The sequence below is a fragment of the Chryseobacterium sp. GQ58 genome (assembly GCF_059758895.1).
This window is the reverse complement of the sequence record NZ_JCAXEH010000003.1, coordinates 598605-610392: the sequence shown is the minus strand read 5'-3', so window position 1 is coordinate 610392 and position 11788 is coordinate 598605. Positions and strand designations below refer to the sequence as shown.

10 protein-coding genes are annotated in these 11788 nt (G+C 32.4%); all 10 read left to right on the top strand.

All coding sequences use genetic code 11. The features are described 5' to 3' along the window. Positions 1-345 precede the first annotated feature (345 nt). The 10 genes from mnmE (at position 346) to AC6CHK_RS10720 (ending at position 11765) form a co-directional block, all read left to right on the top strand. On the top strand, positions 346-1731 hold the full coding sequence (gene mnmE, locus AC6CHK_RS10765; RefSeq protein WP_498095955.1) for a tRNA uridine-5-carboxymethylaminomethyl(34) synthesis GTPase MnmE: 1386 nt from the start codon (positions 346-348) through the stop codon (positions 1729-1731). 169 nt (positions 1732-1900) lie between these two features. After that, complete coding sequence (locus AC6CHK_RS10760) at positions 1901-3040, top strand: site-specific integrase (RefSeq protein ID WP_498095953.1); 1140 nt, start codon at positions 1901-1903, stop codon at positions 3038-3040. Between the two features lie 200 nt (positions 3041-3240). Beyond that, on the top strand, positions 3241-3525 hold the full coding sequence (locus AC6CHK_RS10755) for a helix-turn-helix transcriptional regulator (RefSeq protein WP_498095951.1): 285 nt from the start codon (positions 3241-3243) through the stop codon (positions 3523-3525). A 106-nt stretch (positions 3526-3631) separates the two neighbouring features. Continuing rightward, entirely contained in the window at positions 3632-4792 is a 1161-nt protein-coding gene (locus tag AC6CHK_RS10750) for a VapE domain-containing protein (RefSeq protein WP_498095949.1), read from the top strand. A gap of 229 nt (positions 4793-5021) precedes the next feature. Next, on the top strand, positions 5022-5903 hold the full coding sequence (locus AC6CHK_RS10745) for a toprim domain-containing protein (protein WP_498095947.1): 882 nt from the start codon (positions 5022-5024) through the stop codon (positions 5901-5903). After that, entirely contained in the window at positions 5900-6538 is a 639-nt protein-coding gene (locus AC6CHK_RS10740) for a hypothetical protein (protein WP_498095945.1), read from the top strand. The genes AC6CHK_RS10745 and AC6CHK_RS10740 overlap by 4 nt, the downstream gene beginning before the upstream one ends. Before the next feature lie 956 nt (positions 6539-7494). Beyond that, on the top strand, positions 7495-8964 hold the full coding sequence (locus AC6CHK_RS10735; protein ID WP_498095944.1) for a hypothetical protein: 1470 nt from the start codon (positions 7495-7497) through the stop codon (positions 8962-8964). Between the two features lie 40 nt (positions 8965-9004). After that, the gene (locus AC6CHK_RS10730; protein ID WP_498095942.1) at positions 9005-10198 is read left to right on the top strand and encodes a JAB-like toxin 1 domain-containing protein; all 1194 of its coding nucleotides are present in this window, start codon (positions 9005-9007) and stop codon (positions 10196-10198) included. A gap of 2 nt (positions 10199-10200) precedes the next feature. After that, positions 10201-10707 carry a hypothetical protein gene (locus tag AC6CHK_RS10725; protein WP_498095940.1) on the top strand — a complete coding sequence of 169 codons (507 nt, stop codon included), beginning with the start codon at positions 10201-10203 and terminating at the stop codon, positions 10705-10707. Continuing rightward, a complete protein-coding gene (locus tag AC6CHK_RS10720) occupies positions 10707-11765 on the top strand; it encodes a hypothetical protein (RefSeq protein WP_498095938.1) in 1059 nt (352 codons plus the stop codon). Before AC6CHK_RS10725 ends, AC6CHK_RS10720 begins: the two co-directional genes overlap by 1 nt. Positions 11766-11788: the final 23 nt, after the last annotated feature.

Below are 11788 nucleotides of genomic sequence, written 5' to 3'. Positions count from 1 at the left end.
TAATCAAATCTTTTTGATGATTTGTAAATTTAAATCTCATCGGTTTCAAATCGGTGAGGTTTTTTGTGGTGTTTGAAATTATATTTTTTCGGCGGCGGCAAAGCCGCCGCCGAAAAAATATAATTTATATACTTCAATTTCATCAAATAATTTTAAAAGTTAAGATGAAACCGGCAAATATTTCTTTCTTCAAGCAAGGCTTTAGCCCTGATTGAACGGCGTGTCTGAGCTCTTTTCTGGTATTTGTGTGGCGGCGAAGCCGCCGCGCAAATACCAGAAAAAGCGAGTAGTGAAAGCAGGTTCCCGGCTTCTGAAAAATTACATTAAAACCACTATCTTTGCACTATGAATAACGATACCATTTGTGCGTTGGCTACGGCCAATGGAATAGGGGCTTTAGGCATTATCCGGGTTTCGGGAAATGATGCTTTGTCTGTCGTTCAAAAGTCTTTTCCCGGTAAAAATTTAGGGAAACAAAAATCTCATACAATTCATTACGGCTATTTTATGGATGGAGGAGAGGCGATTGATGAAGTAATGTTGTCTATATTTTTGGCTCCGAAAAGTTTTACGACTGAAAACTCTGTGGAAATTGCTTTTCACGGCTCGCCACACATCGGGAAACGTATTCTTGAAACTTTGACCAAAAATGGAGCTCGAATGGCGAAAGCGGGTGAGTTTACGCTTCGAGCCTTTATCAACGGAAGAATTGATCTTTCTCAGGCTGAGGCAATTGCAGACGTGATTGCATCAGAAAATGAAGCGTCCAGAAAAGTTGCCATCAATCAGTTAAAAGGCGGAATTACCAATGAAATATCAATATTAAGAACCGATTTGTTAAATTTTGTTTCATTAATTGAATTGGAACTGGATTTTGCTGAGGAAGATGTGGAATTTGCGGATAGATCAGCTTTAAATCAATTATTAGATAAAATTGAATTAAAATTAAATTCTCTTATTGAAAGTTTCCAATACGGAAATGCCATTAAAAACGGAACAGCAGTTGCTATCATCGGAAAGCCAAATGCCGGAAAATCAACCTTACTGAACGCTTTGCTAAAAGAAGAAAGAGCGATTGTAAGCAATATTGCAGGGACAACAAGAGATACAATTGAAGAGATTTTGCATATAAAAGGTCATGCTTTCCGTTTGATCGATACGGCGGGATTGCGTGATACAGTTGACGAAATTGAAGCCATCGGTGTAAAAAAAGCCAAAGAAAAAGTTGAAAATGCAAATATTTTGGTGTTTTTAGCCGATGCTGCAACAGAAGATTTTTCTGAAGATATCCAAATGATCAAATCATTGCAAAGAGATGATTTAAAATTGATTATCTGTGCTACAAAAATCGACGAAGTATCTCCCGAAAGATATGAAAATGTTGAAAATGTTTTCAGAAATGCAATTTCGGATGATTTTGACTTTATCAAAATTTCAGCTGTTGAAAATCAAAATATTCAGGATCTTAAAAACGAATTGTCTTCTTATGTTGAGCAATTAAAATCGGAAGAAAATAACGTTGTCATAACGAATCAGCGTCATTTTGAAGCCTTGCAAAAATCTTTGGATGCGGTAAATAAAGTGAAAGAAGCTATTACCCTCCAAATTTCAACTGAATTATTAGCGTATGAACTTCGGAACGCACTTGAATATTTGGGTGAAATTTCTGGTGAAGTAACCAATGATGAAGTTTTAGGGAATATTTTTTCTAAATTCTGTATCGGGAAATAAATAAGCTTTTCTTTGATTTCTTTTTCTGTCTTTTGTTTGATTATCAGATATTTATATAATTTTTATTTTCTCTTTTTGGAGTTTATTTATATATTTGTACACCTGGTGTACACCTTGAGCTACTAAAAATAGCCACGAGGTGTACAAATGTACACCTCAAATAAAATGTATGAATATCACTTTAAAACAGAAAAATTTAGCTGATGGAAGGATTAGTCTTTTCATTGAGTATTACAAAGGTTCTTCCACTAATGTACAAGGAAAAAGAATTCATCTGCGGGATTTTGAGTACTTGAAACTTTATTTACATCCTGAACCTAAAACGCCTAAGGAAAAAAAAGAAAATAAAGAAGCTATGGCTCTTGCCGAAAGTATTTTGGCAATCAAAAAAGCTGAATATGTCCAAGGACGTTACGACTTAAAAGATACGGTGAAAAGTAAAAGAACTTTTTTAACATATTTTGAAGAGTTGACAGATGAAAAACGATTACAAGATTCTTCTAATAATTATGGCAACTGGTATTCTACTTTGCAACATCTAAAAAAAATCGTTTCAAAGAATATGACTTTCGATGAAATTGATGAAAAGTTTGTCAAAAAAGTTCACCGATATTTTGAAAAGGACGCTCTCACCAGAAGTGAAATTCCACTTTCTCAAAACTCAAAGTATTCTTATTTTAACAAGTTTAAAGCTGCACTTCGAAATGCTTTCGATAACGGATATTTGACTATAAATTATGCTTCGAAAATAAAATCATTTGAACAAGCTGAGAGCCAAAGAGAATATCTGATTTTTGATGAACTACAACGATTAGCAAAAGCAGAATGTAAATATCCGGTTTTGAAAAAGGCTTTTCTTTTTTCGTGCTTATCGGGATTACGTTGGTCAGATATTAATACTTTGATTTGGAAAGAAGTTCGTGATGAAGGTGATATTTCCAGAGTCAATTTCCGTCAAGAAAAAACTGAGGGTGTAGAATATCTCTATATTTCAAAACAAGCCAGAGAATTGTTGGGCGAAAGACAAGATCCCCAAGAAAGAGTTTTCAAAGGCTTGAAATATGGGATGACTTACAATACAGAAATTATCCGTTGGTGCAATCGTGCTGCGGTTCCGAAACATATAACTTTTCATTCAGCTCGACATACAAATGCTGTTTTACTTTTGGAAAATGGTGCAGATATCTACACAGTTTCCAAAAGATTGGGACATCGAGAATTAAGAACGACTCAGATTTATGCAAAAATCGTGGATAGCAAAATGAAAGAAGCTGCTGAGATTATCCCGGAACTAAATATAGAACTGTAAAAAATATATTTTTAGCTAGAGTAATATTTTATCTGGTAAAATTGTACTGAATCTATTTTAATCCAGATTATTCTTATTTAGACTTTTGATATTCCAGATTAATCCATATCATTCTTATTTCGCCTTTAAGTGTTTGACTCTATTGTTTTTATGGTTTTCTATGATGACTTTTGCTTCATTAAATTTGTCAAACGAAAGCAATGGAAAATAACGAAATCATTCTGCACAAACTCAACCGAATTGAAAAACATATTTTCGGTTTAAAGGAAATTCTCAACGTCGAAGAACTTGCAGATTATACGGGATTCAAGAAATCCTACATCTACAAATTAGTTCATTCGCACAGTATTCCTTTTTCTAAGCCTAACGGGAAAGTTCTATTTTTTGAACGCAAAAAAATTGACGAATGGTTGTTAAAAAACAGCCATAAATCAAATGATGAAATTCAACAAGAAGCGATAGAATTTGCCTTACGCAAAAAATAAAGCCTAACTATAGCAGTAGTTAGGCTTAAAATCTTTGTTTTACTTGGAAGTAAAGTACAAATATAATAATTATTTGTGTCTGTTTCCACAATACCCAGATGTTTTTATGGAAGAGAAAAATACTCTGTATCAAAATGGTACAGAAGGCAAAACTATTTTTGATCGCACTCTAAATTATCTCAATTCGAAATATTCATTAAGATTTAACACCATCTCTCTGGAGTTTGAAATCAAACTGATACTAGATAAAAAATGGACAAATCTAAATTTAAACTCATTGTATATAGAGCTCATTCAATCTGGAATTAATATACCGATTAATAAATTGGAGATCTTGGTCAGAAGCCATTTGATAGAACAGTATAATCCTATTTCAGAATATATTGAAAGCTTGGAGGATTGGGATGGCGAAGATCATATCGCAAAATTATGCAGTTATGTGAGGACTAACGATGATGAAAAATTTTTGTATCACGTTGAAAAATGGTTTACCAGAGCGGTCTTTTGTGCTTTAGAAAAAGAGAAAATCAATAAGCATTGTTTGGTTTTGGCAAATACCATTCAGAATAGTGGAAAGTCAACATTCTTAAGATTTTTTATTCCTGAAAAACTAACAAATTACCTCTCGGAAGATATTGGCTTGGATAAAGATAGCAGAATCAAATTGTGCAAAAATTTGATTATCAATTTAGATGAACTTTCGGTTTTGGCAAAAGCTGACATCAATTCTTTGAAAGCGATGATCTCAAAAACGCATATCAATGAAAGATTGCCTTATGCAAGAAAAGCCGAATATCTGGAAAGAATTTGCAGTTTCGTGGGTTCTACCAACAAAACGGACTTTCTAACAGACGAATCAGGCAGTGTTCGTTGGATTATTTTTGAAGTTATCGAGAAAATTAACTTCAATTATTCGTCTGATATTGATATTGATAAAGTTTGGGCTCAAGCTTATTTCAACGCTTACAAACGAGAAAATTACAATCCTGAACTTACTTTAGCAGATATTTCCGAAAACGAAAAACGCAATGAGCGATTCACGCAAATGACCTTAGAGCAGGAAATGGTAAGTAAATTCTATGAAGCATCTGACAATCTGGAAGAATTTAAAACCGCCACAGAAGTGATGATTGATCTCAATTCTCACGGAATTCGCCTCAATCATTTGAAAATCGGAAGGGCTTTATCGTCTTTCAAATTTCCCAGAGTTAAACATCCACAAAGACAAATTTACGGTTACCTCATTAGGTTGAAAATCGCAAATTAATTTTAATACTATCTAATCATTTACCTACTTACCTAAATGCTTTAAATACTTGAAAATCAATTTATCATTAAGGTATGTCCAATTTTTTAAAACTACCTGAACTTACCTACAAAGAAGATTCTGGTAAGTAGGTATTTTAAGGTAAGGTGAAAAATTGAAATAATGATTTGATTATCAAGAATATGGTAATTAGGTAAGTCTTTTAACAAAATCACAGAAAAATTTAAAAATGAACTGCAAACAATTTAATAAAATCCCGTTGGAAGAAGTCCTCCTTTGTCTCGGACACCTTCCCACGAAACAATCGGAAAAAGAAGCGTGGTTTCTCAATCCATTTGCCAAAGAGAACCACGCCTCTTTTAAAATTAATAAAAATCTAAACTACTGGTATTTGCACTCTGAAGGAATCGGTGGAAAAAATATCGATTTTATGAAAAGATATTTGAATGCATTAGTAAGTGAAGTTTTACTTTGGGCAGAAAATCAGAATTTCTCTTCTTTTCATCAGCAAAATATTTCAAATCTTAAACCAGAAAATATTTCTAAAAACTATGAGATTATTAAGATTGAAAATGTTCAGCATCCTGCACTTTTGGAATATTTAAAGGAAAGAAATGTTGGAAATCAAACCCAATTTTTATACGAAATTCATTACCGAATGAACGATAAAAACTATTTCGGAATAGGTTTCAAAAACGATTCTGGCGGTTACGAAATTCGCAATAAATACTCCAAAATTTGCTTGGGTAAAAAAGACATTTCGACGATTAAAAACGATTCAAATTCAATAAGGATTTTCGAAGGTTTTTTTGATTTTCTTTCATTTAAAAATCTAGAAAATGAATTAGAAAAAAAATATTCTGATTATATCATTTTGAATTCCGTTTCAATGATTAATAATATTAAAAATTCACTCGGAGAATATGAAAAAGTGGAGCTTTATTTTGATAATGATGAAGCTGGAAATCGTGCTGTTGAAATCATTAGTAGTGAAATACAAAATGCGAAAGATTGTCGGGTTCTATATTCAGATTTTAAAGATTTGAATGAATATCTTAATCAACAAACCAGTGAAGTTGAAAACCAGTCTAAACCGAGATTTAAGCGATGAAAAATTCTAAAACTTCTGACGTAAACTTATTTGAAAAAATTTTTGATTTAAATTCAAAAAATAAAATTGGTGCAAATACCATCGTTGTTTTTGCTTTTATCCTCTACAAATGTGAGGATTTGCAAAAGGAAATTGTGTTATCAGACTATCAAATGGCAAAAGAACTTGGGCTTTCCAGACAAACTATTATTACAGCGAAAAATAAACTCAAACTTTTAGGACTTTTAGATTATAATAGAAATCGTGGTTTTCCGAATCGTTTCATTTTAAAAATAAATGACTTGCCAAAAGTAACACCAAAGACTGATGAAATAATGAAAGACCCGATTGAAGAATTGGATCAGAACCTAGAGCCGGAAATTATTTTGCATAATTCATTTTCCAAATATCCTACCCTAAAACAGTTTATGGATTTTGCAAAAACTTTAAAAGACTACTCAGAAAAATTAGATAATTTATTGATTCAGAAATTTCAGAAATGGGAAGAAGCAGATTGGAAAAATTCATTGGGAAGACCTATTTTGAATTGGCAATCTACTCTCGAAAAAAATATGAATACACTTGAGTTTTCGCACTCTTACAAAAGTTCTTCGCTATCTAATCTTCCAATTATTAAAAGACCCAAACTAGACTAAAATCAACTATTCCGACTGGTCTAAAATATACTAGACTAAATAAAATTTCTAAATGATGAAAGCTATATAGCAAGATGTGTCTTTGTATGTACAAAATTTACATTTTGTACTACCTAGACTCTCTTGCCTTTTCTGCGAAAAGGGTGAAAAAAAACTTCGGAACTCGTTTTTTTTGTTCTGGAAATCATTTTGTAAAGCATAAAGCACTACAAATTTTACGTAGATGCAAAGAAGGAATTGCTTGTGAAAAGAAAAAAAATGGTGAAAATTAAATGAAAAACATTGAATAAAAATACTAAGTTTGTGCATCTTTGGATTAAGAATAATCCTAAAAAAGCAGAAGATTTTTTAAGGTTTAAAGATGGGTTTGAGGCGAAAAAGTCCGAATAGTAAAACTTTTCATAAACCACTCTATTGAAGTATGGAAAAATCAGTCACAGCAAAACAGCAGATTTTCCCACATTCCAACAGAGGACAACAACAACAAATTTTAAAAAAGTAATTTATATCATTACTAAATTAAGGTTAGCTTTTTTTCACTTTAGATCTCTAATTTTTTTTACTCTTTTTTTACTAAAATTTTCTTAATATATTTGTAATCAATCAAAAATCAAATAATTATAAAATAAAGTATAAAATACATATAAAAATTTTGCGTTAAGCAGTTCATTTTCTTCGTTCAAATACTCGAAATATAAATACTAAAGAAAATATGATTGTGAGATGCGCCCTTCCGGGGCGTGTTTTGCGTCATTTCTTTAGTGGGTTATTCGAGTAACCTGAACGAAGGGTGATGTCAATTCACGCTCTTTTTTATTTTCACCAAATGACAAAAAAAAACTAAACTATGAAAACATCCATAAAAACACTGGAAGCAAAGAGTGGGAAAATACCTATAATAGATTTTACAAAATTTCCTTATTCTTATACTGTCAAAAACACAAACTACAAATGCAATGCGAAAAGTTTATTTCTTAGTTCTATTTCTATGTTTTAATACGATAGGATTTTCGCAGATTCCGAATCTGCCTACCATACAAAGTCCTGTACCAAACACTTTTCAGAATTATTCTAATAACAACTTGCTTACATCAAGTAAAAGTAATGTTCCTGCTGTTCCCCAAAACTATATCAATGGTAGTTTATCCAAGCAAGAAGAGCAAAATAGAAGAATGGTTTTAGAGGATTTTAAACGTGTTGAAGCTGAAGAAAAGGAAAAAAATCGGCAACAGGCTGAATTGAACAAGGATGCAGAAGAAATGAAATTTCGTGATTGGGTTACGAATGGACGAAATATGTCTTACGACCTACCCACATTATCCGGAAAAGCAGGAACAAAATCCTATTACGATGCTTTTGATAAACTCTCCGGAATGGATGCCGAAAATTATTCTTTGACAGATGCGAATTTTGCTGTTGAGAACGCTTTTTACGGTAATAAACAGAATTTATCACAATTCAAATCAGGCATACAGAAAACTGCAAAACAATTGTTGCAGAAAATGAAAGAACGGAAACAGGACACTGAAAGTAATGTTTCTAAGAACCTGATGTTATTTGAGTATTTCTCTAAGGATATGAATTTGGGTGGAACAACCCATAAAGCCTTTGAATATGATTTTGAAGATTATTTGGGAGAAAAAGACTGGAGCAAAATGTTTGTTTCCAGACTTCTGAAAACGGGATCTGGGCAATGCCATTCTATGCCTCAGTATTATTTGATGCTTGCGGAAGCTATGGGAACAGAAGCTTATTTAGCATTAGCCCCAAATCATTCCTACATTCGTTTCATAGATGACGAAGGAAAATTGCGGAATATAGAATTGACCAACGGAATGTTTTCTACCAATACGTTTTTATTAGAATCAGGCTACATTAAATCCGAAGCTCTTCAAAATAAAATCTATATGGAAAACCTTACCAAAAAGGAATTGCTGGGAATGACGTATTTTGATCTGGCAAGAGGCTATGTTCATAAATTCGGATATGATGAATTTGTAAATAAAGTTATAGACAAAGCATTAGAACTTTATCCTAATGGTATAGCTCCAAATATGGAGAAATCAAATGTCAGCCGGACAAGATTGTTGTCTGCACTAAAACGATTAGGAATTAATCCAGATGATAAAAGGGATTTGGAAAGAGCGGGTTATTTTCCAAAAGCTGTAGATCAGTTCAAGCAACTGCAAGAGCAGTTTAGCAAAATTGATAATCTGGGATATGCTGAAATGCCTGCATCCGCTTACGAAGCGTGGCTTGGTAGTCTGCAAACTGAGACCAATAAACAGGAAAGCGAAGCACTGGCACAAAGAATACATTTGTATCAGCTACAAAAACAACAACAGGAAACAATCAAAAAAGCTGAGGACAAGAAAAAGCAAGATAAAAAACCTAAATATATTCCGATAGATCCAAGTAAACTATAACAAAAAATAAATAACTTTAACCATCATAAGACAAATGACTATGAAAAAATTATTATTGATTGCTTTTGCAGTAATAACAGGTTTTACACAGGCACAGGTCAAAAAAAAGACTCAAACCACACAGAAACCGAAAACTGAAAAGAAATGGGTGAATCCCGTAAAATTAACCAAAGAGGAACGAAACCGTCCTTATATGGATGAAGTCCTAAAGACAAGAGATTCTATTACCCCGGAAGAAGCAGAACGCAGACGTAAAAATATAGCGATTGGAAATCCATTTGAAAAATATGGATATTATCCTAAGATTGCTACTTTAAGCAAAGGCAAGTATTTAGAGTTCCACGATACGGATAGTATTGTAGTTATCGGTTCTATAAGATACAATACAAAAAGTGGAAATATAATTGAGATAAGAGAAATTGATTTATCTGATCCTGATGCACAGCCGATCGGTGACACTCACGGACGTTGGATTTCACCCGATCCGTTGAGTGAAGAATATAGTAGCTGGTCACCATATCATATTGTGTACAATAATCCTATTTCTAATATTGATCCTGACGGCAGACAAATTTTTGATAATTTTCAACTACTTAAAAATGGAGAGGTAAAGCTTATAGAAAAAACGGATGATAAGTCGGACACATTATTTGCTTCTGATAAAAATGGGAATGTCGATAAAAGTAAAAGCGTGACTGTTGAAAAACCTACGGCTGAAAGCGGGAGTATAATTAGTAGTTTAGCAACTGATTATGGTTTGAAGGATTCTACTTTTTCTGATGGAATTAATTTTGGTAGAACAGCCAATGCTAATGATGCTTCTAACGTGTTTAGTTTTGCAGCAAAGAATTCAAATGTTGAATGGGGACTTGATGCCTATAATGTAAAGGGAAGTCCATTATATACAGTTTACACAGGACACGAAGAAGATAAGACACCCGCAAATTTCAGAGATCAATCTCTTTCAAAATTAATTTTTTCTATTCATAGTCATAAAAACGTAAATCAGCCATCACCAATAAATGGACTAACTGATGGAGATTATGGAGTTTCGCGATATTGGGACAATCAATATTATAATAGAACTGGTAAAACAAACTATCCGGGTAATTATTTGTATTATGCTCCTAATAATGGTAAAAGTAACCTTTGGAAATATAATTGGTTAAATAAATCACCATACAAATTAAATTTAGGAACAAGTACGATTAATTTAAAAAAGCTAGGAAGATAAAGATGAAAAATTTAATATATTTACTACTATTGTTCTTTTTATTAGCTTGTAAAAAAGAAGTTAACAATTCTTATTTTACTTCTGATGAATTATATGATAAAGTTATTGAAAGTGTTGATAAAATACATCATAACATTTCGAAATCAGATAAAACATTTTATGTTTTTAATAGGTATGACACATTAATAGTAATGTCTTCTGAAGCAGAAGACATACTTCGTCCTACATACGCCATTCAAAAATTGGGGTTTTTCAATTATAATGGAAATAAAATTATAATTACTAAACCATATAAGCCAGAGTTTGATCTAATAAATAAAGAAAACAAATTAACTCAAATGAAAGAGGCTAAACCACCATATTATGATGGCAATGATTACCAAAAGGGATTTGTTTATAAAGTAAAAGATTTGCACAACTTAGAATTAATAGATCAGGGGAATTTGGTAAAATATTTTAAACCAATGAAAGAATATGAAATACCAATACCTCCAACTCCAAAAGAATAATGAAAAAAATATTTACATTTATAATATTAATATCTTGTTTTTTCTCAAAAGCACAGGAAAACCATTTTTATGCTGATGCTTACCAAACAATAGACAATATGCTTACTGATAAACAGAAGTATAGTTTTAAAGAAGGTGTTTATAGTGTGGAAAATGCTTACTATCAAGGAAAGTATGACACTATAGAATTAAACAATAAAATTAAGTTTATAAAAGGTTTCTGTAATATTTTATTAAAAAACAGGAAACTTAATTATTCTGAAAATGACGAAGTCAAAGTAAATAAATATGCTACTATCTATACGGTAATGTGCCAGGCAACACCTGTAATTATGGGAATGGACACCGTAAGATACAAACCCTTTACATATGATTTTGAAGATGTTTTCGGAAATAAAGAATTATCAAATCTCTTTGTTTCAAAATTGTTAGACACTCAGAAAGGGAACTGTAACTCGATGCCTTATCTCTATAAGATTTTAGCAGAAGAATTAGGAGTTGATGCAAATCTGGCACTTGCTCCAAACCACGTATATATCAAACATAATATAAAATCTTTGGGTTGGTATAATACCGAACTTACAAGTGGCATATTTCCGCAGGACAGTTGGTTAATGGCTTCGGGATTTATCCATTTAGAAGCTGTTCAAAATGGTGTGTATCTAAAAGCTCTTACTAACAAAGAAAGTCTTGCACTACTCTTAGTTGATTTAGGAAACGCCTACAACAGAAGCTTTCCTGACAATGATGGGAGTTTTCCGATAAAATGCGCAGAAAGAGCAATCCAAATCTCTCCATATTTAGCCAATGCTTTGCTATTACAGGCAGAAACCCATACGAAGCAGTTCCAAAAACTGATGAAAGAGCAAAATACAACAGATATTCAGGCTACATTAAGCGATCCGAAAGCTAAAGAATTATTTGATCTTATGAATAAGGAATATGCGCACATTCATAAAATAGGTTACCGCAGTATGCCACAAGAAATGTATCTTGATTGGCTGGTTTCTCTGAAAACTGAAAGAGCAAAATATGAGGACAAGAGATTCAACCAATAATTCCTCATCCTCCTATATTTTTC